At 67.6% G+C, this 22,858-nt stretch carries 19 protein-coding genes and 1 pseudogene; all 20 read right to left on the reverse strand.

Annotated elements, in window-relative coordinates:
* Nucleotides 1-530: 530 nt before the first annotated feature.
* The 20 genes and pseudogenes from JSV65_12785 to JSV65_12880 all read right to left on the reverse strand — a co-directional run bounded on the left by JSV65_12785 (nucleotide 531) and on the right by JSV65_12880 (nucleotide 22,670).
* Nucleotides 531-1,940 (reverse strand): hypothetical protein, encoded by a 1,410-nt coding sequence (locus tag JSV65_12785; protein ID UCH33441.1) that lies wholly within the window; start codon nucleotides 1,938-1,940, stop codon nucleotides 531-533.
* 125 nt (nucleotides 1,941-2,065) lie between these two features.
* On the reverse strand, nucleotides 2,066-2,395 hold the full coding sequence (locus JSV65_12790; GenBank protein UCH33442.1) for a HEAT repeat domain-containing protein: 330 nt from the start codon (nucleotides 2,393-2,395) through the stop codon (nucleotides 2,066-2,068).
* 360 nt (nucleotides 2,396-2,755) lie between these two features.
* Complete coding sequence (locus JSV65_12795) at nucleotides 2,756-3,643, reverse strand: CehA/McbA family metallohydrolase (protein UCH33443.1); 888 nt, start codon at nucleotides 3,641-3,643, stop codon at nucleotides 2,756-2,758.
* A gap of 295 nt (nucleotides 3,644-3,938) precedes the next feature.
* Complete coding sequence (locus JSV65_12800; protein UCH33444.1) at nucleotides 3,939-4,364, reverse strand: hypothetical protein; 426 nt, start codon at nucleotides 4,362-4,364, stop codon at nucleotides 3,939-3,941.
* Between the two features lie 247 nt (nucleotides 4,365-4,611).
* Nucleotides 4,612-5,376: pseudogene (locus JSV65_12805) on the reverse strand (3-hydroxyacyl-ACP dehydratase).
* A 222-nt stretch (nucleotides 5,377-5,598) separates the two neighbouring features.
* Nucleotides 5,599-6,651 carry a phosphoribosylformylglycinamidine cyclo-ligase gene (locus JSV65_12810; GenBank protein ID UCH36774.1) on the reverse strand — a complete coding sequence of 351 codons (1,053 nt, stop codon included), beginning with the start codon at nucleotides 6,649-6,651 and terminating at the stop codon, nucleotides 5,599-5,601.
* Between the two features lie 33 nt (nucleotides 6,652-6,684).
* A complete protein-coding gene (locus JSV65_12815; GenBank protein ID UCH33445.1) occupies nucleotides 6,685-8,145 on the reverse strand; it encodes an amidophosphoribosyltransferase in 1,461 nt (486 codons plus the stop codon).
* 167 nt (nucleotides 8,146-8,312) lie between these two features.
* Nucleotides 8,313-8,840: a hypothetical protein gene (locus JSV65_12820; GenBank protein UCH33446.1), complete on the reverse strand. Its 528-nt coding sequence runs from the start codon at nucleotides 8,838-8,840 to the stop codon at nucleotides 8,313-8,315.
* Nucleotides 8,841-9,011: 171 nt separating this feature from the next.
* The gene (gene purL / locus JSV65_12825; protein UCH33447.1) at nucleotides 9,012-11,246 is read right to left on the reverse strand and encodes a phosphoribosylformylglycinamidine synthase subunit PurL; all 2,235 of its coding nucleotides are present in this window, start codon (nucleotides 11,244-11,246) and stop codon (nucleotides 9,012-9,014) included.
* A 167-nt stretch (nucleotides 11,247-11,413) separates the two neighbouring features.
* Complete coding sequence (purQ, locus tag JSV65_12830) at nucleotides 11,414-12,100, reverse strand: phosphoribosylformylglycinamidine synthase subunit PurQ (protein ID UCH33448.1); 687 nt, start codon at nucleotides 12,098-12,100, stop codon at nucleotides 11,414-11,416.
* A 119-nt stretch (nucleotides 12,101-12,219) separates the two neighbouring features.
* Nucleotides 12,220-12,474, reverse strand: coding sequence for a phosphoribosylformylglycinamidine synthase subunit PurS (gene purS / locus JSV65_12835; GenBank protein UCH33449.1), 255 nt, complete (start codon nucleotides 12,472-12,474; stop codon nucleotides 12,220-12,222).
* 156 nt (nucleotides 12,475-12,630) lie between these two features.
* Nucleotides 12,631-13,959 carry an adenylosuccinate lyase gene (locus tag JSV65_12840; GenBank protein ID UCH33450.1) on the reverse strand — a complete coding sequence of 443 codons (1,329 nt, stop codon included), beginning with the start codon at nucleotides 13,957-13,959 and terminating at the stop codon, nucleotides 12,631-12,633.
* Complete coding sequence (locus JSV65_12845) at nucleotides 13,956-14,531, reverse strand: hypothetical protein (GenBank protein ID UCH33451.1); 576 nt, start codon at nucleotides 14,529-14,531, stop codon at nucleotides 13,956-13,958. Before JSV65_12845 ends, JSV65_12840 begins: the two co-directional genes overlap by 4 nt.
* A gap of 148 nt (nucleotides 14,532-14,679) precedes the next feature.
* Nucleotides 14,680-16,590, reverse strand: a complete 1,911-nt coding sequence (locus JSV65_12850; GenBank protein ID UCH33452.1) for a hypothetical protein — start codon at nucleotides 16,588-16,590, stop codon at nucleotides 14,680-14,682.
* 62 nt (nucleotides 16,591-16,652) lie between these two features.
* Nucleotides 16,653-17,144 carry a 5-(carboxyamino)imidazole ribonucleotide mutase gene (gene purE, locus JSV65_12855; protein ID UCH33453.1) on the reverse strand — a complete coding sequence of 164 codons (492 nt, stop codon included), beginning with the start codon at nucleotides 17,142-17,144 and terminating at the stop codon, nucleotides 16,653-16,655.
* Between the two features lie 99 nt (nucleotides 17,145-17,243).
* Nucleotides 17,244-18,179: a ribose-phosphate diphosphokinase gene (locus tag JSV65_12860; protein ID UCH33454.1), complete on the reverse strand. Its 936-nt coding sequence runs from the start codon at nucleotides 18,177-18,179 to the stop codon at nucleotides 17,244-17,246.
* A gap of 93 nt (nucleotides 18,180-18,272) precedes the next feature.
* Nucleotides 18,273-19,544: a phosphoribosylamine--glycine ligase gene (gene purD / locus JSV65_12865; GenBank protein UCH33455.1), complete on the reverse strand. Its 1,272-nt coding sequence runs from the start codon at nucleotides 19,542-19,544 to the stop codon at nucleotides 18,273-18,275.
* A 100-nt stretch (nucleotides 19,545-19,644) separates the two neighbouring features.
* Nucleotides 19,645-20,547 (reverse strand): sugar kinase, encoded by a 903-nt coding sequence (locus JSV65_12870; protein UCH36775.1) that lies wholly within the window; start codon nucleotides 20,545-20,547, stop codon nucleotides 19,645-19,647.
* Nucleotides 20,548-20,951: 404 nt separating this feature from the next.
* Nucleotides 20,952-21,593 (reverse strand): cyclase family protein, encoded by a 642-nt coding sequence (locus tag JSV65_12875; GenBank protein UCH33456.1) that lies wholly within the window; start codon nucleotides 21,591-21,593, stop codon nucleotides 20,952-20,954.
* 30 nt (nucleotides 21,594-21,623) lie between these two features.
* Nucleotides 21,624-22,670 (reverse strand): prolyl oligopeptidase family serine peptidase, encoded by a 1,047-nt coding sequence (locus tag JSV65_12880; protein ID UCH33457.1) that lies wholly within the window; start codon nucleotides 22,668-22,670, stop codon nucleotides 21,624-21,626.
* Nucleotides 22,671-22,858: the final 188 nt, after the last annotated feature.

Below are 22,858 nucleotides of genomic sequence, written 5' to 3' on the forward strand. Positions count from 1 at the left end.
TCACGTGGTCGCCGTCATCGAGGTAGCCCGCGAGCACGGCGAGCCCGAGCGGCGGGAACAGCGAGTACTTGATCGGCCGCGTCAGGGGATTCCGCGCCGCCGGCGGCGCGGGGCAGATCAGCTTCACTCTCATCGTTGCGTCTCGCTTTCCGCGCCGAGGGCGCGGGCGGTACCCCGGAGCGCCTGCCACGTTGCGGCATCCTCGCCGCGCGTGACTCGCTCCTGGATCTGATCTCATCGTACAGCCGCACCGCCGGCGCGACCCACCCACCGAGACCGCAATCTCGCGCACCCGAGTGCGCGGCGAAACGCCCCTAAGACGCGGGGAGAACGGTGTGAACCGTGGAGACCGCAGAGAGGGATAGAGGCAGATCAACTAGCCGCGGATCGGCGCGGAGTCACGCAAACGAAATCCGCAGACTCGTGCGCCTATGGCGCACTATACAGACTCCCCGAGTTACGGGGGCGAGGTAGCCGCGGATCGGCCATGGCCATGGCGAAGGCCCCTCCGCGGCAAGATAACCCCGACGTCATTTCACAGCAACAGCCGCCGCGCGGATCGCTTCGGAGTCCACGCGATACACCGCCTCCTGCCCCGGGGCGAGCCAGTGGCTGACGCGCAGGCCGGCGTCGCTGCGCGACGTCCTGCCCGCGCAGTACGCCCCGCCTTCGTGCTCCTGCCCGCTCCAGTTCCAGGAGTGAATCTTCACATCCGCGCCGGGGAAGGTCAGCGCCGCGTTGACGCTCTCGTCGGTGCTGTTGTTGACCAGCATCACGTAGCGCCGCCCCTCGATATCCACGAACTGGCCGAGCAGCAGCGGGTGCCCCTCTTTGTCCGGCGTTACCTCGGCGACCAACTCGTTCGGCGTGAACACCTCCCCGCCGCCGTACGCCTCGGGCGTGAACGTCACCCGCGTCGGCGCGAGGCGCAGGAACAGGTCGCCGTAATGCCGGTGAAACGCCTTCTGGAATCTGCGGATGTCGTAGTAGGTCTGCGTGCGATCCCAGTTCTCATCCACCGGTGACAGCCGGTAGTTGTCGTGCGGCTGGCGCATGTAGTAGAAGAACCACAGGATGCCGTTGGCGCCGGACGCGATCGCCGTATTGAACTGCCAGCGCAGCTCGTTGTAGTTCGGGCAGCGATAGCGAAAATGCCCGACGGAGAGAATCGTCGTCCAGAACGGCACGCCGCCGCGCTGCGCGGCCTCGCGGTACTCGCGCAGGTTCTCGTAGTACATGTCCCAGCCGCTGGTGCCGGGGTTCATCTGCGCGTAGCAGTCGTAGCACAGGAAATCGAGATTGGACTTGCGCACCGCCGCGTCGAGGTAATCGCCCCAGGTCTCGTACCCGACGTAGCCCTCCGCCCCGTGCCAGTACGGCAGCAGGTTCATAAAGGGGTGGAGGTCGGGCGCGGCCTCCCCGAGCATGCGATAGGACTCGAAGTAGGCGTCGTTGTTAAAGCGATTCGGCTCGTCGCCGATGTGGAAGCCGAACACCGCCGGGCTGCCGCGGAAGTCGGCGAGCGCGGCGGCGATCTTCTGCGCGTGATCGGCGGGCACGGGAACCGGATCCGTCGCCTCGCCGTGGTGCGGCCCGTACGTGCGCGGGTCGCAGATAATCAGCTTCATGCCGCGCGCGTCCGCCCATTCGAGCATCCTGCGCATGTGCTCGACCTGCTCCGGCTTGCCGGGGTCGAACGACGGCGTCATGGTGACGGTAAAGCCGGCGTCGGCCCACTCCTCGACCTCGGCCTCGTCCATGTACTGCCCGTGGGCGGTGAGGTTGGTGTAGTTCCAGAAGCCGATGGGGAAGCGGTCGAGGCCGAGAGAGGCGCTCTTCTCGAGCATCGAGCGGAGGTTGGCGGGCAGCTCTGCCGCCCCGAGCGGCGCAGCGAGGACAAGCAAGACCGCCGCGGCCAATCCGATGTCGACGAACTTCATGTGCGTCTCCTTTCGGGATGCGGGTTGTCGCCGGTTCGACGGGCGGCAGTCCTTTCATCTCGTCATTCCGGGCCGCAGGCGCTGCCGCACATCCGCCGCCGGGATTCTTCGCTCGCTACGCTCGCTCAGTAGTTCATATGGCCATCCCTTGCCAGTTTCAGGAAGTAGGCTGCCCATTCTCCATTGTCGCGCCCACTTGCTTCCTCCAAAGCCGCGAGAGCTTCGGGCGTGCCGATCCGCGCGACACTCATGGAAGCTACGTAGCGCACATCCTTGTCAGGGTCGTCTAGAAGTTGAACCAGCGGCCAAGCAGCCTCCGGCACCCTCGGGGCAAGAGGGCTGAACGCGATGGCATGTAGGCAGTGCGCTGCGCGCCAGCGTCCGTGCGGGTCCTCGGTAGAAAGCGCTGCGGATAGCTGGGCTATTCGCCGCTCCATACGGGTCTTTCTGGCCATCCGACGTCTCCCTGTGCGGCACAGGTGATTATAGTCCACGTCTGGGAATTGAATCAATCGTCAGCCCTAGTGCAAGGCGGCGGCCCACAGCGTCTCCGGCGTGGGCGCTTTATCCCCGAAGCGGGCGAGCCTCGCACACGGAAGGGGCGAGGCCCGCTAGAGGAATACTAGCCGCGCGACAAAACCAACTTGTTGATTGTACGCGATTGTGTCTACGCCGTCTCTGAATGACGACCCCAGGTCACGCCTGCGGTCGCGAATCGGTGCCGATCCGTGCGAACTTGTCGGCCGCAGCCCGGCGGCGCTGTGCGGCGCTCCGGAGCCCCGACATCCCGGGGCCGGCGACGGCGGACCCGCGGCTTACTGCTGTCCGTCGAGCAGGATCGGGTTCGACCACGCGATCTTGCCCTTGCGGTCAATCGCCTCGATGCGGCAGTAGCGGGCGTTCGGCAGCGAGAACTCCGCGGTCGTGATGTTGCGATCATCGCGGGCGAAAGCGCGCCCGCCGCGGCCCGGCGTCGAGACGAGCGCGATGGATTTCACCGGCGACGTCGTCACGCGAATGCGGCCGCCGGCCATGCGCAGATCCTTGATCTCCGGCCCGGTCGAGGCGTAGTACCGGCCGCGCAGCAGAGCGTCCATCACCGCCTCGACGCTCAACTTCTCCGCGCGGATCATCGTCCAGCCCAGCCCGTGGTCGGCCTTGTGATGATGCCCGTCATCCACCGCCACCGCGCCGAAGTCGTGGCCCAGAGTCAGCAGGTCGTCCCAGTGCACCATGCTGAAGCCGCGCAGGATCTCCAGGTCGCAGCCCGTGTTGTACACCTCGATCGCGAAGTAGCCCTTGACCTCGGCCATCTCCGGCGCCATCAGCCCCGACCAATAGGGGTGCGCGATGACGACCTCGCCGCCGTCCTCGCGGATGAAATCCACGACTTCCTGCGCGGTGCCGCCGTGGCGCTCGACGCGGCCGCGCATGCGCATGTTTAGGCCGACGATGTGGTAGCTCGTCTTCTGCGCGGGCCAGCCGCCGTCAAGTTCGGCGCCGGGGATGATGAGGAAATCCTTGCGGCTGCTGACGAGTTCGGTGACGTGCCAGTGATCGGTGATGGCGAGGATGTGATACCCTGCGCGGCGGTAAAACTCGGCGCAGTCGGCGGGCGATAGGTCGCCGTCGGAGTCGGTGGTGTGCGCGTGCAGGTTGGCGCGATACCAGTTGCCGGGGGACTGAAACGGATTCTCGAACAAAGCAAACTCCTTAGCTGCAGACGATTTCAGCCAGTAACACAACAAGGATACAAGGCCAGAGAGCTAACATACCGCGCGAGCCAGATAACCTCCTCTCCCGCCGCGGCGAGCCGAGGCGGATACACCAGCCGCCGAGAGAACTCAGGTGGGGCAGGCGTCCGCCTGCCCCACCTTTTCCGGACCTGGTTCGTCAGTTACACCGTCGGACGGGCAGCCGTGGGCGGTCGTTTGCGTCACGGCGCCCGACAAAGAAGTCAATGCACACGCCGATCACGCGGCCCCGGGCTTGTTCCTGTTACCGCCCGTCGACCGTGACAACGGTTTCTGCGTGGTTGTCGGCAGGGTCGTCATCGGGGATCACGGTCTGGTCGAGCTCGCTGTGGATGATGTACGCATCAGCCGTCACCGTGTAGTCGCCCCCCGGCATTCTGCGGCCGGTCTTGAACGCGGTGCTGATGCTGATCGAGGCACCCTCCGGTACCCACGCCAGCCGGCTGCGCACGCATCTCACACACGGCCCTTCGAAGGCGATCACGAGCTTGACCCATTCCCCCTGCGTGCCCTGGTTGGCGACACCCGCCGTCGCAGTGAACGAACTGCCGGACGGAACCGCTGGAGGACTCACGGAGATGCTCACGGCGACGTCGTGGACATCCTGCGCGACTGCGGGAGCCGCAGCCGCCAACACAAGTACCAGCAACACACCAAACGCGATACGCATTACCTCAACTCTCCTTTCATATCGCGATACTCCGCTATTACCCACAACGGACACGTTTCGCTGCACGCCAACTGCGGATTCCCGTCGAATCCCGGCCGGTCGCCCGCATACGCGCGCAGGGGAATTCGGAGCAGCGTCCAGTCCGCTCACAAACACGCCGCGGCAGTAAGCAGGACGCCGTCCTTCGTGTCTCGGTGGCTCGATCCGATCCTTGTTTCCGCTCGACGGTCTCCAGGTCCTGCATGGTTCAGGCCGTATCCATCGCATGGAGCGCGGCGCCAAGGGCGCCGACGATCTGCGGGTTGTCGGGGATGCGGAGGTCCGCGTCCAACCGCTCGCCGAGCAGGCGCCCGATGCACGGGTTGAGGGCGACCCCGCCGGCGAACACGACCTCCGGCCGCACGCCGACCCGGCGCGCCATGCCGGCGAGGCGCTCGGCAATGGCGCGGTGAACGCCGAGCGCAATGCTGCGGGCGTCCTTCCCCTGGGCGAGCAGAGAAATGGCCTCGGTCTCGGCGAACACGGTGCAGGTGCTGGTGATCTCAACCGCGTCCGCCGCCTCGCACGCCGCCGCGCCGAAGGATTCGACGGAGAAGCCGAGCGCGCGCGCCATCACCTCCAGGAAGCGCCCGGTGAAGGCGGCGCAGCGGTCGATCATCTAGAAGCTCCGGAAGCCGCCGCGGTCGTCGAGGGCGATAACCTTGCTGTCCTGCCCGCCGACGTCAATGACGGTACGGCAATCCGCGAAGAGGTGCGCCGCGCCGCGCGCGTAGGCCGTGATCTCGGTGATGACATCGTCGGCGAAGCTGGCGGCGGCGAGGTGGCGGCCGTAGCCGGTGGCGACGATGCGGGCGGGTTCGCAGCCTTCGAGCAGGCCGCGCGCGCGCGCCGCCATGTCCGGCCCGGTGTCTATAATCTTAAACGCGGCGACCCGGCCCTGCTCCAGCACGACCAGCTTCGTCGTGCGCGAGCCGAGGTCGAGGCCGGCCACTGTCGGCTTTCCTTCTTGCATTAAACCGCCGCTTCACGCGGACAAATGGCGGGGCACAGCATGCTGTGCCCCTACGTTGCTCGCCTTACGGACCGCCCGGACGGGTCACCCTCTCGTTGCTCCTCTCCCTCTCAGGGAGAGGCTGGGTGAGGGTGAGACCGCTCGCCGCCCGCATGCCCCCGCCCGGGTCGCCCTCTCCTTAGTCCCCTCCCTGAAAGGGAGAGGTTTCGCGCGCGGCAAGTGCTATCGTATCTCCACCGCGCGCTGGCCGCGGACGATCTCCCCGATGTGGTAGCACGCCTCGCCCGCGCGCGCGAGGTGATCCGCGATATACCCTGCCTGGGCTGCGGCAACGACGAGGATCATCCCGATGCCCATGTTGAAGGTCCGGAACATGTCCTCATCCGGCGTGTTGGCGATGCCGCGAATCAGCTCGAAGATCGGCGGCACCGGCCACGCCGAACGGCGCACCACCGCGCGGCACGCCTCGGGCAGAATGCGCCGCAGGTTGTCGGGGATCCCCCCGCCGGTGATGTGCGCGATGCCGTGGACGCCGGTGCCGTCGAGCACCGGCAGCACCGACGGCGCGTAGCAGCGATGGACGCGCAGCAGTTCGTCGCCAATCGTCGTTCCCAATTGCTCGACGCGGTCATCCGGGCCGCGGCCTGCGACCTCGAACAGCGCCTTGCGCGCGAGGGAATAGCCGTTGGTATGCAGGCCGCTCGATCCGAGGCCGAGCAGCACGTCGCCCTCCGCGACCTGCTCCCCGGTGATGACGCGCGCGCGCTCCACCACACCGACCACGAAGCCGACGAGGTCATACTCTCCCGGCGCGTAGAACCCGGGCAGCTCCGCCGTCTCCCCGCCGATGAGCGCGCAGCGCGCGCGCTTGCAGCCGCGCACCAGGCCCTCGATGACCTGGTGAAAGACCTCCCCCTCCAGCTTGCCGACGCCGAGGTAGTCCATGAAGAACAGCGGCCGCGCGCCCTGCACCAGGATGTCGTTGACGCAGTGGTTGACGATGTCCTCGCCGATGGTGTCGTGACGCCCGGTCATGAAGGCGATCTTGAGCTTGGTGCCCACGCTGTCGCAGCTCGACACGAGCACGGGCTGCTCGTAGTCGCCGGGCGCGATGGCGAACAGCGAGCCGAAGGCGCCGATGTCGCTCACCACGCCGGGCGAGAACGTCTGGCGGATGAGCGGCTTGGCGCGGTCGAGCGCGCGGTCGGCGGCGTCAATGTCCACGCCGGCATCGCGGTAGGTCAGTGGGCGGCGGGGCTGCTCGGAATCGGTCAATTTACTCACTCCGGGCTGCTATTGAGCGGTCAGTCATTGTTCCAGTGCCGTCTTCTGCGCCGTCAGCTCGTCGGCGACGGCGATGGGATACTCGCCGTCGAGGCAGGCCATGCACAGCGCTTCGCGCGGCAGGCCGACGGCGCGCACCAGGCCATCCGCGCCGAGGTAGCCGAGGCTGTCGGCGCCGATGCTCTTGCGAATATCGTCAATGCACGAGGCGCGCGCGGCGATCAACTCGCCCTGGCGGCTGGTGTCCACGCCGTAGAAGCACGGGTAGCGGTACGGCGGCGCGGTGATGCGGACGTGGACTTCGGTGGCGCCCGCCTCGCGCAGCAGGCCGACCGTCTTCGCCTTCGTCGTGCCGCGGATGATGGTGTCGTCAATCACGACGAGGCGCTTGCCCGCGACCTCCTGGGTCAGGGCGGTGTACTTCATCTGCGCGCCGAGGTCGCGCATGCGCTGGTCGGGCTGGATGAAGGTGCGGCCGATGTAGCGGTTGCGGATGAGCCCCTGTCCCAGCGGAATGCCGGACGCCTCGGCGTAGCCGATGGCGGCGGGCCAGCCGGTCTCGGGCACGGGGATGACGAGGTCGGCGTCGGCCGGATGCTCGGCGGCCAACTCGTGCCCCATGCGCCGGCGCGCCTGGTGGAGCAGGACGCCGGCGATGACGCTGTCGGGCCGCGCGAAGTAGATGAACTCGAACACGCACAGCGCCATGCGCTGCTGCTCCAGGAGCTGAATCGCGCGCAGGCCGCCGCGGTCCACGACGATCAGTTCCCCGCGCTCGATCTCGCGCACGAAGCGCGCGCCGATGACCGGCAGTGCGCATGATTCCGAGGCGACGGCGTAGCGGCCGGGCTCGATCTCGCCGATGCACAACGGGCGAACGCCGTGGGGATCGCGCAGCGCCATCAGGTGCCCCTGATCGGTGAGCATCGTCAGCGAATACGAACCGCGGCAGGCCGAGGCGGCCGCGCGGATCGCATCCTCCAACGCGGGCGCGGAGTTGGCCTCGAGCGCGATGAGCTTGGCGATGATTTCGCTGTCGGTGGTGGATTCGAAATGCATGCCCGCGGCCAGGAGCCGCTCGCGCAGTTCCGGCGCGTTGACCAGGCTGCCGTTGTGGCCGAGGGCCAGATTCGCGCCGAACCCGGGGACGGCAACGGTGATCGGCTGGGCGTTGCTGATATGGCTGCCGCCCATCGTCGAGTAACGGTTGTGGCCGATGGCGACGTCGCCGCCGAGCAGGGCGAGGATGTTCTCGTCGAAGACCTGCATCACCAGGCCCATGTCGCGGTGGAGCCTGATCTTACCGCCGTTGCGCTGGTGCTGCTGCGGGCAGGTCGAGACGGCGATGCCCGCGCTCTCCTCGCCGCGGTGCTGGAGCTGCACCAGCCCGAAGTACATCATGCGCGCGACGTCCTCGCCCGGCGAGAAAACGCCAAACACGCCGCACGCCTCGCGGGCGACCTCAGCGGCTATGTGTCCGGTCATATGCATCGTTCCTAGAGGCCGAAGTCCCGATGCCGCTGCGCGATTGGCCAGACAAGACGCCAGTGGCTCGGAGTATGTCATTCAGAGCGGCGCGCCGAACGAAACCGAGGCGCGACGCGAAGAATCTCGGCATCGTGCCTGCGCCCGACGACTGACTGGAAGTCACATCAGCAATCGAGATCGAGAATCCCCTTGTTGCTAAGGTCTATCAACGCCGCAGTAAGCTGCTCGACGTATTCCCGCTGGTGCCCCTGTGCCGGAAAAGGGGCGCAGTAGAATAGCACGTCCCTGGGATTCAGGCCCTCCATCGCACGACGCACGTGGCCTTCAATTGCCCGCATGACGCATATCACGGCGTCGGGCCGATACGGATACGCCCGCATGCGTGTCGCCAGGCTGCAGACGCCGGCATTCCGCTGCTTCCGACGACGCCGCGCGTCATTTCTGTTCACTGGCTCAAGGCAGAGATCGTCCAAATAGCAGCCCTTGGACATGAAAGAAGCCAGGAACTCACTCGGTGTGTCCGAATTGCGACCGCAAGCCTTCTCGAATGCCTGCTGCGTGTAACGGCATAGGTTGGAGTCCCCTCTGTAGAAGAACGTGCCTCCGGCCGGTCGTGATTCGCCGACGAATAGCACCCGAATGCGCTTCGGCTGGTATTGCTGGCGCATGTTGTCGTAGCATTCTTTGGTCATTATGGCAACCGGTCGCCCAAGGCCAACCGCTCACTCGACATCCTCACCCAGGGGCCCGCAACGCGATCCGATTGCAGGCGCACCGCCCGGCTGAGATCCTTCGCTGCTCTCAGGATGACACAGCGGACCAGCCCGATCTGATGCCCGTGTAGGCTCAACCAGACAGGCGCGCTACCCCATATACCCCGGGATCGCGCCCTCGTAGCGCTCCTCCATCTCGGCGACCGGGAGGTCAACGATCGGCGCGCCGCCGGGCGTTTCGATGCGCAGGGCACTGCCAGCAACGCGGCCGATGCGCGACCACGGTGCGCCGTGCGCATCCGCGATACGACCCACGGCTGCCACGTCCTCCGCGCGCACCGACAGCACGATGCGCGACTGGCTTTCGCCGAACAGCGCCGCGTCGAGCCTCATGTCCGCTTGCTCCTCGGGCAAGCGAATCTCCGCACCGACGTTGCCGCGAATACAGCTCTCCGCCAGCGCCACCGCGAGCCCGCCGTCCGAGCAGTCGTGGGCCGACTGCACCAGCCCGGTTCGGATGGCGGCCAGGCACGCGCGCTGCACCGCCTTCTCGCGCTCGAGGTCGAGCGCCGGCGGGCGGCCGGTTTCCATGCCGTGCACGACGGCGAGGTACTCGGTGCCGCCCAGTTCCTCCAACGTCTCGCCGAGCAGGACGACCTCGTCGCCTTGTTCCTTGAAATCCATCGTGCAGCGCCGCTCGAGGTCCTCGATCACGCCGACCATGCCGATCACCGGGGTGGGGTGGACGACGTCGGTCGGCGTCTCGTTGTAGAAGCTCACGTTGCCGCTCACCACCGGGATGCCGAACTCGCCGCACGCGCGAACGAGCCCCTCGACGGCGCGGCGGAACTGCCAGAAGCGGTCCGGCTTCTCGGGGTTGCCGAAGTTGAGGCCGTCGGTGATGCCCGCCGGCTCGGCGCCGGTGCACACGACATTGCGAGCGGCCTCGGCGACCGCGATCTGCGCGCCGACGAAGGGATCGAGGTAGCAGTAGCGGCTGTTGCAGTCCGTGGTCACCGCGACGGCCGGGGCGCCTGCGACGACGAAGCCGCCCGGGGCGTCCTTGAGCCGGAGCACCGCCGCGTCGCCGTCGCCGGGCAACACCGTCGTGTTGATCTGCACCATGTGATCGAACTGCTCCCACACCCACCGCTTGCTCGCGATGTTGGGCGCGGCCAGCAGGTCGAGCAGCGTGCGGTCGTAGTCCTTCGGCAGCGGCAAGCCGGCGAGGTCCGCGGCCTGCGCCTGCCGGTAGTACTCCGGTTCCTCGACGGGCATGTCGTAGGCCGGCGGGGTGGCGAGGTCCTGCGCTCCCATCGCCGCCACCACCTTGCCGTTGTCGCGCACGCGCAGGATGCCGTCATCGGTGACGCGGCCGATGACGACGGCGTTGAGATCCCACTTATGGAAGATGCCGGCGACGCGCTCCTCCTCGCCCGCCTTGACGCAGAGCAGCATGCGCTCCTGCGACTCCGACATCATCAGCTCGTACGGCTCCATGCCCTCCTCGCGCCGCGGGACGAGCGCGAGGTCAACATCCATGCCGGTGCCTGCGGCGGCGGCCATCTCGGAGGTGGTGCAGGTGAGCCCGGCGGCGCCCATGTCCTTCATGCCGATGATCGCGCCGGTATCGAGCGCTTCGAGGCACGCCTCGATCAGGCATTTCTCCGTGAACGGGTCGCCGATCTGCACCGTCGGGCGCTTCTCCTCGTCTTCCCCGAACTCGTGGCTCGCGAGGACGCTGCACCCGCCGATGCCGTCGCGGCCGGTGGAGGAGCCGACGTACATGACCGCGTTGCCGGGGCCGTCAGCGCGGCCGAGGGCGATGCGATCGGTCGGCACCACGCCGACGCACATCACGTTGACCAGGCAATTGCCGCGGAAGCAGCGGTTGAAGTACACCTCGCCGGCGACCGTCGGCACGCCGACGCAGTTGCCGTAGAACTGGATGCCGTCCACGACGCCGGCGAACAGGAACCGGGCGAGGCTCGTGTCCAGTTCGCCGAAATGGAGCGAGTTGAGGCAGGCGATGGGGCGCGCGCCCATGGTGAAGATGTCGCGGATGATGCCGCCGATGCCGGTTGCCGCGCCCTGCTTCGGTTCGACCTGGGACGGGTGGTTGTGGCTTTCGAGCTTGAACAGGACGGTCAGGCCCGGGGCGGCCTCGATGCCTCCCGCGTCGCCGGCGACCCGGGGCGCGTATTTGCCTTCGCGCGGCAGCAGGCGCAGCAGCGGCCGCGACCGCGGGTAACCGCAGTGCTCCGACCATTCCACGGAGAACATGGCGAGTTCGGTCGCCGTCGGCTCGCGGCCGAGGAGCCGTTCGATTGTCTGGTACTCCTCGTCCTTGAGGCCTAATTCACGATAAACCGCCGGTTCGATCATAGTGATTGACTATCCACGGGTCTCGCAGATTGCGTGCGTGCCCACACCACAAAGACACCAATCCGCATCATTCACGTGCCACTCGCGTACGCAACCCTTTGCCGTCGGCTGGCATCTCTTCCGATCTCCTCGTGCCTTGGTGTCTCCGTGGTCTTCCCGGTAATCCGTTATGCTCGCAGGATGCTTTCGAATATGACCCGCCCGTCGGCGGAGCCGAGCACGCCTTCCGAGCAGCGCTCGGGGTGGGGCATCATGCCGAGCACGTTGCGCCGCTCGTTGCAGATGCCGGCGATGTTGTCCACCGAGCCGTTGGGGTTGGCGGCGGGGGTCACGTCGCCGTCCGGGCGGCAGTAGCGGAACACGATCTGATCGTTGTCGCGCAGGCGGCGCAGCGTCACTTGGTCGGCGTAGTAGTTGCCCTCGCCGTGGGCGATGGGGATGCGCAGCACCTGTCCGCTCTCGCCGGCCCGGGTGAACGGCGTCTGCGGCTGCTCCAGGCGCAGGTTGACGTACTTGCAGATGAACTTCTGGTTCTGGTTGCGGCGCATCGCGCCCGGGAGGAGCTGCGCTTCGAGCAGGATCTGGAAGCCGTTGCAAATGCCGATGACGAGGCCGCCGCCGCGCGCGAACTCGGCAACCGCCTGCATCACCGGCGAGAAGCGCGCGACCGCTCCGGTGCGCAGGTAGTCGCCGTAGGTGAACCCGCCGGGCAGGATGATGCAGTCAATCCCCGACAGGTCGGTGTCGCGATGCCAGACGTAGCGGGCGCGGGCGCCCATGGCGTGAGCGGCGGCATGATAGCAGTCCTGGTCGCAGTTGGAGCCGGGGAATATCACGACTCCGAAGGTTTTCATCGACACGGCCTCACTCCATGATGGCGCGCAGCGCGGCAGAGGCACGTGGACGCGCGCCCTGCAAGGAGCGGCGGTGCGCCGCGCGTCGCCGCGGTTGCCCGTCCGGTCGCCTCGGCGTGTCAGCCTCCGGCGGAAACGACCTCGATACGGTACTCTTCGATGACGGGGTTCGCCAGCAGTTTCTGGCACATCTCGTCCACCTGCCGGCGGGCGGTGTCGGCGTCGGGGGCGTCGACCCCCACCTCTATATACTTACCCATCCGCACCCCGTCAACGGCCTCGAAGCCCAGATTGTGCAATGCCCGTTCGACCGTCGCGCCCTGAGCGTCGAGCACGGTCGGCTTCAGCGTGATGGTTACTTGCGCGCGATACATGATGTCCCCGATTCACCGCACAGAGCGCAGAAGTCGCGGAGATCTCACAGGGTTCAAACCCGAGTCTCCTCTGCGTTCTCCGCGTCCCTTGGGCGACGCAGCCCCAGCGAAGCTTGCGCGCCGAAGGCGTGCAGGCTCTGCGGTTCAAACGATGCCCTATATCCCGAAGCGCTCGAAGACCTCGTCCAGATGCTTGAGGTGCCGGCGGTAGTCGAAGCAGGCGGTCAGCTCCTCCTGCGACAGTGCGGCGGTTATCCTGGGATCGGCGGAGACCGCGTCCCTGAAGTTCGCCCCTTCTTCCCAAGCGCGTCGAGCGTGATCCTGCACCAATTGATACGCCTGGTCCCGGTCGAAACCCTTCCGTGTCAACTCCAGCATCACCTGCTGCGAGCAGACCATGCCGCCGAGCAGGTCGAGGTTGCGCTCCATGCGCTCGGCGTTGACGCGCATCTCCGCGGCGAGGTCGGCGAACTTGCGCAGCATGTAATCCAACAGGATGTTGGCGTCGGCCAGGATGATGCGCTCGACCGAGCTGTTCGACAGGTCGCGCTCGTGCCACGTCGCGATATTCTCCAGCCCGGGGATACAGTACGACCGCATCAGGCGCGCCATCCCCGTCAGGCGCTCCGACGTGATCGGGTTGCGCTTGTGCGGCATCGCCGACGACCCGCGCTGCCCGGCGCCGAACGCCTCCTCGACCTCGAGCACCTCGGTGCGCGTGAGATGCCGGATCTCGGTCACGAATTGCTCGATCGAGCCCGCGATCACCGCGAGCGCGCAGAGATAGCTTGCGTGGCGGTCGCGCTGCACGATCTGCGTCGAGGCGGGCGACGGCGTCAGCTTGAGCTTGCGGCAGACGTACTGCTCGACCTGCGGGTCAATATTCGCGTAGGTGCCGACGGCGCCTGAGATCTTGCCGACCGCAACCTCCTCCCGCGCCTGCTCCAGGCGGCGCCGCGCGCGGTCAATCGCGCCGAGCCAGATCGCGAGCTTGAAGCCGAAGGTGATCGGCTCGGCGTGCACCGCGTGCGTGCGCCCCATCATGAGCGTCCACTTGTGCTCCTGCGCGCGCGCGAGCACCGCCTCGCGGACGCGGTCGAGGTCCTGGAGCAGCAGGTCCGCCGACTGCGCGAGCAGCATCCCCAGGGCGGTGTCCTCGATATCGTACGACGTCACGCCCATGTGCAGGTACTTGCCCTCGTCGCCCAGGCTCTCGCGGACCACATGGAGGAAGGCGAGCAGGTCGTGGCGCAGGGGTTTCACCCCGGGTGGCGGCTCGCGGCCGGGGGTCAAGCCCTCGAGCTCGATGATGCGGTCGACGTCGAAGTGCGCGTTGCGGCGCATGTTGGGCGCGGCCTCGGCGGGAATCTCGCCCAGTTCCGCGAGCGCCTCCGCGACCAGCAGCTCGACCTCGAGCCACGCCGCGAACTTGTTCGCCGGCTCCCAGATTGCGCTCATCTCGGGGTACGAGTATCGTTCGATCACTGTCGTGCTCCTTCGGTGGCCTTCGGCGCCCGGTAAATCGGTTTCCCGGTCGCGTCATGGAGGACCAGCTCCGGCCCTCTCGGGAACGCGTCGAGGGTCACGCGCGGCCGGCCGTCGGCGTCGAACAGGAAGAACGCGGCGCCCTCCGGCCATGTCTTATCCCCCGTCTCCTGCACGCCGATGCCCGCCCGCTGCTGCCCGCGCTCGTCGAACAGAGCGAACAGCGGCCCTTCATCAACTTCGAGGATCGCGCGCTCCTTCCCGTTCGTGTCACTCAGCCTGACGCCGGGGCGGCTCCCGTTGATGTACAGGGCTACCTGCGTCGTGCCCGCGGCGTCGTAGAGGCTCAGGCACGGCCCCCACTCCGGCACCTGCAGCACAGCCCGCTGTCTCCCCTCGGCGTCCCGCAGAACGAACTTCTCGGCCTCGACGATCTCCTGCGGCGTGACGGCGCCGACGAACAGCACGGCGCCGAAGACGGCCGCCAGGCCGAGCATGCCCAGCTTGAGGCGCCGGTTCTGCCGTTCGAGGCGCTCGATTCTGCGCGCGAAGTCCAGTGCGTGCTCGTTCATGGCATCCACCTTTCCGTCGGGGGCGACATCGCCGTCAGCGCTATTCTTAGGCGCGGGTGGTGATGTTCCTCGCGGCGATGCGGCGGGCCCGGAGACCGATCACCCCGAAACAGCGAAAGGCAGGCCGCCGGTCGGGCCGGGGCCTCGCTCACGAACCTGAAGGCCCGGAATCCCGCGGCACGAGCAGTCGCTCCGCGCTGTACGCCAGAGACGCAGGCAAGGGCGGCTGAAGGGTGATCGAGGCATCCTCGAACACGCCTTCTCCGGCCTGCCCGACCTCCAGGGACCACGCCCGGCCCGAGGTTTCCTGCGGCACGCGCACCGTGGCCTGCGCCTCGCCCGGGGACACGTCTTCGGCCTCGGCGGCCGTCACGCCGGCGGGATCGTGGATGACGATGCGCGCGGTCTCCTGCCCGCCGCCGGCGTTGAGGCGCACCGTGAACTCGCTCGCTCCGAACGGAACGTAGAAGTGCATCCGTCCACCGCGCGTGCAGAAGGCAATCTGCTCTCCGACGAGACAGAAGTACTGCGCGGACGCCTGGAGCGAGAACATATTGGCGCCGGCCGTGGCCGCGACGCCGTACACGCCGGCCTCCGGCGCGGTGAAGTCAATGGACGCCGTTTCGTTGTAGCCGATCTGCGCCGCAGCGACCTCCGTTCCGGACGGTGACGTGACGGTCAGCGCGGCGCCCTCGGCGTAACTGCCTAGCTGATGGCACGCGAGCGTCAGCGTGCACGCTTCGCCCTCGCGCAGCAGCAGGCCGAAGAGATGCAGGCCGCGCAAGCGCGGGAGCTGCTCGACCGGACGCGCCCTGAAGTCCTGATCGCGCGCCGACAACGGCGCGAGGCCTTTCAGCCGCTGCATATCGGACACCACCGCCGCCGGCATGATCGGCGGCTGCGGCCGAATGACGAGGGCGGATTCGTGCGCGGGGTCGCGCGCCTTGCGGGCGATCTCGGCGTTCGCCTCCGCGAGCGCGCGCCAGTACTCGTCCGCCTCGCCCGGCACCGCGTAGTCGCCGCGCAGTTCGCTCCTCGGAACCGCCAGGCTGTAAGTCGTGAACAACCAGTAGCCCTCAGCGTTCACCGCCATGTGATATGCGTGAGCGCCGATGTAGTCCGGCAGGAACTTCGAGATCCACAGTCCGCCGATGAACAGGAACGGCGTGTCGAGTGCCTTGAGGCGCGCGATGGCCGCCGGCACGTACTCCGTGTAGCCCGAGCCGTACGTCGTCTCCGGCATCACGAGCACCGGCATCTCCGGCGCGCCCAGCCCGCGCACCAGCCCGCGGTGGTAGAAGTCATCGCGCTCGAGCAGGAAGCCGCCGAGCAGCAGGTCGGGCTTCACCGCGTGGATTCGCTCGCGCTGCGTCGCAGCGAGGGCCGCCACTTCGTCCTCGAGGTACCCGTAGTAGGCATCAAGCAGCCCGCGGCTTTTCAGATAGTCCAACCGTGCGCCAGCGGGCGGCGGCGCTTCGCGACGTTCGCGCGCGCGGAGGAATGTCTGAAAACACTCCTCGCAGAAGCACACCCCCGAGCCGTAGGTGGAGATCCCCGCGCCGTACATCTCGGGGTCTATGATGAGGCCGGCGATGGGCGCTTCGCCGCTGAGTTGCGCAATGAAGACACCGCGGTCGCCGACGACGCCCTCCCAGTATCGCGGATCCCGCGGACAGGCGGTGTCCTCGACCGTCCGTCCGCCGGAGGTGACGACGGGGCGGAACTCGCCGATCAACGGCCGGCGCTCGTTGTCGCCGCCGAAGTTGATAACGGGGAAGAAGCGCAGGCCGCATTCCCGCGCCCAGGCGGCGGCGTTCTTCATGTGCTCGGCATCAGCCGTATCACCCGCCGGGTTGAGTACACCGAGGCCGCCGTATTTAACGAACACGGCGTTGAACCCGGCGTCGCCGAGCTTCTGATAATGCTCGCGCCCCAGGCCCTGGCCGAAATATGCCCCGCGCACTTTGTCCTGGGCGATCCGGTCCCAGGGCGGCGCGAAGGCCGTACCCGCGGTCGTCGCGAGGAGAGTGACGCAGAGCGCCGCGATGATTGATCTCACGGATTGCATTCCTAACGCCGCCGCTTGACGCAGATAGCCTCCGCCCGCCGCGGTGACTCGCCTCAGGGCTTCTCCGCCAGCCGCTGTGATTGATCGGCGACGTCCTCGGCCATCTGGGCTCTCAGCTCATCGAGCGCCGCGCGCAGTCGGGCATCCTCGAGCGCGAGGATCTCCGCCGCCAGGAGCGCCGCGTTGCGCGCGCCATTGATGGCCACGGTCGCCACCGGCACGCCGCGCGGCATCTGCGCCATGCCCAGCAGCGCGTCCATGCCGCCGAGAGTCCCCCCGGCGACGGGCACGCCGATCACCGGCAGCGTCGTGTGTGCGGCCACGGCGCCCGCGAGATGCGCCGCCCTTCCCGCGCCGGCGATGATAACCTTGAGCCCGCGCTCGCGCGCCCCGGCGGCAAAGCGCGCCACCGACTGCGGCGTCCGGTGCGCCGACATGACGTGTGCCTCCCGCTCGATGCCCAGTTCATCCAGCGCGCGCAGGGCGTCCTGCATGACTTGCAGGTCGGATTCGCTGCCCATGATGACGGCGACGGTTGCGGCCATGCCAGTTTCCTTTCGCTGCGACCGAGGTTCCGGGCCAGGAGGCACGCCTCCCAAGGCGACCAAGGCTCCTGCCCTGTGCCTGACGCCGCGCCAGGCGCGTCACGAGAACAGCGCGCTCACCGATTCCCCGGTGTGAATGCGCTTGATCGCCTCCGCGAACAGCGGGGCGACGGAGAGGACGGTGATCTTGTCGTCGCGCTTGTCCGGCGGCACGTGGACGGTGTTGGTGACGACGACCTCTTTGACGTCCATCTCGCGGATGCGCTCCGGCGCCGGGCCGGAGAACACGCCGTGCGTCGCCGCCGCGTAGATCTCCCCAACATCGAAGCGCCGGATCGCCTTCACCGTCTCGGCGAGCGATCCCGCGGCCGCGATTTCGTCGTCGAAGATGATGACATTCTTGCCCTTCACCTCGCCGACCACATTGCGCACCTCGACCGTCAGGTCGCTGACCCGACGCTTGTCCACGAACGCCAGGGGTATGTCGAGGCGCTGCGCGTAGGCGCCCGCGCGCTTGGCGCTGCCGGCGTCCGCGGCGAGCGCGACGAAGTTCGACAGGTCGAGGCTGGACGCGAAGTAATCGCACAGGGTCGGCGTCGCCGCCAAGTGGTCGCACGGAACGCTGAAGAACCCGTGCACCTGGGGCGAGTGGAGCGTCATGGTCAGGATGCGGTTGGCGCCGGCGGTGACGATGACGTCGGCGAGCAGGCGCGCCGCGATGGAGATGCGCGGCATGTCCTTCTTGTCCGATCGCGCGTAGGAGTAGTAGGGGATGACGGCGGTGATGCGCGAGGCGGACGCCGAGCGCAGGCTGTCGAGCAGCAGGAGCAGCTCGACGATGCTCGTCGGCGTCTGGATCGGCTGGACGACGAATACATCGCGCTCGCGCACGTTCTCCCGCACCTGGACGAAGATATCCTCATTGGTGAAGGTGGATATCTCGACCTCGCCCAGCCCCCCGCCGATGTGCGCGCAGATCTCCTCCGCGAGTTGCGGGTTCGCGGTCCCCGAGAATATCTTGAGGGGCTCGTTCATGTTGCCTCCGCTGTGAAGAGTTCTTTCGGTCGTGCGTGACAGCGTCTACCCCAGTGAGGCAGGCGCGGGGCGAGCGCCGCCTCCGACATGACGTTACTTGCGCAGCGCCTTCTGCGCGATGTCGCCCCGATAGTGCGCGCCGTCGAAATGGATCGCCTCCACGCCCTGGTACGCGCGCTCGATCGCCCGCGGCAGCGAATCGCCGAGGCCGGTCACGCCGAGCACCCGCCCGCCGTTGGTCAGCCATCGCGAGTCATCGCGCTTCGTCGCCGCGTGGAAAACGATCACCTCGTCCATCGCCTCCGCGTTGTCGAGGCCGGTAATCTCCTTGCCCTTCTCGTAGCTCCCCGGGTAGCCGCCCGAGGCCATGACGACGCACACCGCCGCGCGATCGGAGAACTCCGACGAGACCCGGTCGAGTCGGCCATCAGTCGCCGCGTCGAGAATCTCCACCAGGTCGGCGTTCATGAGCGGCAGCACGGGCTGGCTCTCCGGGTCGCCGAAGCGGCCGTTGAACTCGAGGACCTGCAGCCCGCGCTCGGTCATGATGAGCCCGCCGTAGAGCACTCCGGAGTACGGGCAGCCCTCGGCGGCCATGGCGCGCAAGGTCGGGCGCATGATGCGCGCCAGCGCTTCCTCGAACAACGCCGCGTCCATCGCCGGCACCGGAGAGTAGCAGCCCATCCCGCCGGTATTCGGCCCTTGGTCGCCGTCGAACGCGGGCTTGTGGTCCTGCGACGGCGCCATCGGCGCCAGAGTCTCGCCGTCGGCGAACACCATCACCGAGACTTCCTGCCCGGTGAGGCATTCCTCGATGATGACCCGGTTGCCCGCGTCGCCGAATGCCCGCTCGACCATCATGGCGTGCAGGGCGGATTCCGCTTCATCGAGCGATCGCGCGACGGTGACGCCCTTGCCCGCGGCGAGGCCGTCAGCCTTGACGACGATCGGCGGCTGCTGAGCGCGCAGGTGCTCGCGGGCGCGCTGGTAGTCATCGAACACGGCGAACTCGGCGGTGGGAATCCCGTGGCGCGCCATGATTTCCTTCGCGAAGACCTTGCTGCCCTCGATGGCGGCGGCGGCCTTGCTCGGGCCGAAGACGCGCAGGCCGCGGCGGCGGAACTCGTCGGCAATGCCAGCGACCAAGGGCGCCTCCGGGCCGACCACGGTGAGGTCCACGGATTCCCGGCGCGCGAAATCGGCGAGCGCCTCGATGTCCATGACGTCAATCGCCGCGCACTCGGCCTGACGCGCGATGCCCGCGTTGCCCGGGGCGCAGAACACCTTGCTCACGCGCGGGCTCCGCGCGATCTTCCACACCAAGGCATGTTCCCTGCCGCCCGAACCGATGACCAGAACCTTCACGTCAGCCGTGCCTCCGTTGATTGTGAGGTGCGGATAAGCGCGCGTGCATCTTTCGCGGTCGGCGTCACGGCGCCCCGGCGCGCCGTCAAGAGCCCGCCCCTCATATCTCTCCGAAATCCGTAATCGCCCGGAACTCCCGGTAGCGCGCGACGATCTCGTCCGGCGTCAGGCGCGCCAGCCTCTCCAGGCTAAAATCCTCGACGTCGAACGACGCGAGAACGCTGCCGCACACGATGGCCTTGCGTAAGTTCTCGTCGCTGAAATCGTTGGTGTACGCGAGGTAGCCTATCATTCCGCCGGCGAAGGAATCCCCCGCGCCGGTGGGATCCTTGATCGCCTCGAGCGGATAGCCGGGGGCGGCGAAATGGTCCTCGCGCGTGAACATCGCGGCGCCGTGCTCCCCTTTCTTGAGCACCACCGCGCGCGGGCCGAGGTCGAGGATGCCGCGCGCCGCCTGCACCAGGTTGGGCGTATCGCAGAACTGGCGCGCCTCCGCGTCGTTCATCAACGCGAGGTCCACCCGCCCCAGCACCTGCTCCAGCTCGTCGCGCTTGCCCGAGATCCAGAAGTTCATGGTATCGCACACCGCCAGCTGCGGGCGCTCCATCTGCTCGAGCACGGTCAATTGCAGCTCGGGGTCAATGTTGGCGAGGAAGACGTAGGGCGTGCGCCGATGCGCGTCCGACAGCTCGGGCCGGAAGTCCTCGAACACGTTGAGGCGGGTGCTGACCGTGTGCGCCTGGTTCATGTCATATTCGTAGTAGCCGCTCCAGCGGAAGGTATCCCCTTCGCGCGCCTCGACGCCGCTGATATCTATGTCCCACTGCTGCAGGCGCTCGAGGTGCTCCCGGGGGAAATCGCTGCCGACCACGCCCACCATGCGCACCGGCGCGAAGAAGCTGGCCGCGGCGGCCGAGAACACCGCCGCGCCGCCGAGCACTTCTTGCGCCGATCCGAACGGTGTTTGCACGCTGTCGAGGGCGATGCTGCCCACCACCAGCACCGCGCAGCCGGCGCCCCCCTCGCCATGAGGCACGCATTTTCTCGGGGATTCAGTCACGGGTAACTTGCTTCCGCCAACGCGTCGCCCGCCTCCGCCGCACAGCCTCGGGTGGGACCCGAGCGGCGCCGCGCACCGCCCTTCAACCGGCTCACGACGACCTCGATCGCTCGACCTCAGGGAACCCTACGGGCCGCTTCGGAACGCGGCCGAGCCGCGCCCGCGAGATCCGTGCGGAATGCGGTCGGTGAGCCGAATCCCCGGCTTGGGCGTTCTTCGGCAGGCCGCCAGCCCCATTCGCCTCGCGGAGCTGCGAGCAACCACTTGTATCTTGGTTCCAGCGACACGCGCCGGAATCCTGCCGCGCGGCGCAGATCAGTGCATTGCAGGCCGGTGCCAGGCGGGCCTCAGCGCTCTTCGATCGCGATCGCCCGCGTCCACCCGCTGTCCAGGCCCCGCACCTTGAACGGCAGCGCCATGAAGTAGAACTCGCGCTGCCGAATCTCCTTGAGGTCGGCGAGGCGCTCCACGATCGGGATGTCGCGGCTCATGATGACGTCGTGGATGGCACGGCCTTCCTCGACGTTCGTCCCCATCTCGGAGTCGAGGACGAGCATCTTCATGCCTCGCTCGACGAGCCACGACGCCGAATCCACGCTGAGGTGGGGCTGCCGGCCGTCGGCGCCGCCGGCGAGCTCGTCGCGCACCACGACAATGCGCCCCGGCGCCATAATGTCGCCGATGAGCCGTTCGAGTTCCTGGCACGTGATCTCGGTGCCGCGCGGCAGGTTATACGCCGCCAGCACCGCCGGGCCCATGTAGGTCTCGAGCGGCAACTCGGTGACGGCTTTGCCGCCCTCGAAGAAATGCGCCGGCGCCTCGACGTGCGTCCCGACGTGGGTATGCGTGCGCAGCACGTCATACTTGAAGGCGCGATCGGCCAGATACCCGCGCTCGACGTCGAAGGGGCGGTCGGGCTCCGGCGCCTCCGGCCGCACCTCGTAGGACAGGTCAATGACGCGGTACTTCTTCAGGTCAATGTCGAACATAGTGGAAGCCTCCTCCTTGCCTCATCTGCTTCATCCTCGCCCCGCCCCCAAGTGCTTCCTCGCGAACGGCCAGCCGCGCTTGCCGTTGAACTGATGCTCGCCCTGGAATATGTGCAGGCCGACGCGATCCTCGGCCCCGAACACGCCGTAGATCTCCTTGAGCCGCTCGAACGCGCGGCGCGTCGCGGCCACCGGGAAGATGCCGTCCTTCGTCCCCGATTCGGCGAAGAACGGGCGCGGCGCGATGAGCCCCGCGACGTCGGGCATCTCGGCGTAGTGCAGGATCCCGGGGATGTAGTTGTCCATACAGTGAGAGATGGAGAATATGCTGTCGCGGTAGGTGTTGAAGTACCCGCTGACGAAGGCGAGCGCGATGCGCGGGTCAACGGCGGCGGCGTGCAGCGTCGTCGTCCCGCCCCCGGAGATGCCGACGCAGCCGATGCGCGACCCGTCCACTTCGGCCCGCGTCAGCAGATAGTCCACCGCCCGCATCGCGTCGTACACCCGCCACCCGATCATCGTCTCGCCGAGCAACAGCGCCGCGCCGGCGGCGGGCTGGCAGGACGCGTTGCCCGGGCCGACCGCACGAGCGCGCTCGTCGCGCCGATCGCCGAATCCGAACTGCTCGATGGCGAGTGCCGCGAACCCGTTCGCGACCGCCTGGAGCGCGAAATCGTTCTGATACTCTCCCCACTCGGTGCGCTGCGTTCCGTCCTCGTTGATCCCGACGATATCGTCCACGCCGCGCCCGTGACCGGGCAGGCACAGCATCGCCGGCCCGGGAGCGCGGAAACCGTTGGGCAGCAGGAAATACCCGACCACCCGCAGCCCCGGCCGGCTCCAGAACGCGATCTTCTCGCGCGAGTAGCCGTTCATCTGCCGCAGGTCGAGCGTTTCCGGCGCGAGGTCGCACTTCTTCTTGGGGAATCCGCCGAGGAGCGCGACCAGCCTACGGCGCAGCCGTGCTTGCCACGTCCGCGCACCGGACGCCGTGCGCGCATCGAACCGCAGGCGCTGTTCCGCCTCGTCGTACCGCCGCAGCGAGAACTCCAGCGAATCGAGACCTTCCCGTGACATGCTCCACCTCCAGCCGCTCCCTCTTCGTCGGGCGGGCGACGCGCACCTGCGGCGGCCCTGATTAACGGGGTCCGCCTGTGGCGGCAGGTCGTTCTCCGTGCCGCCCGCCGCAGGCGGGACGCGCGCATCCTTGCAAAGGCCCAACGCGGTGGGGTATGATATGCGCGGCGGCGGTGCGCCGCGACGCA

Source organism: Armatimonadota bacterium, from assembly GCA_020354555.1.
Classification (GTDB): Bacteria; Armatimonadota; Hebobacteria.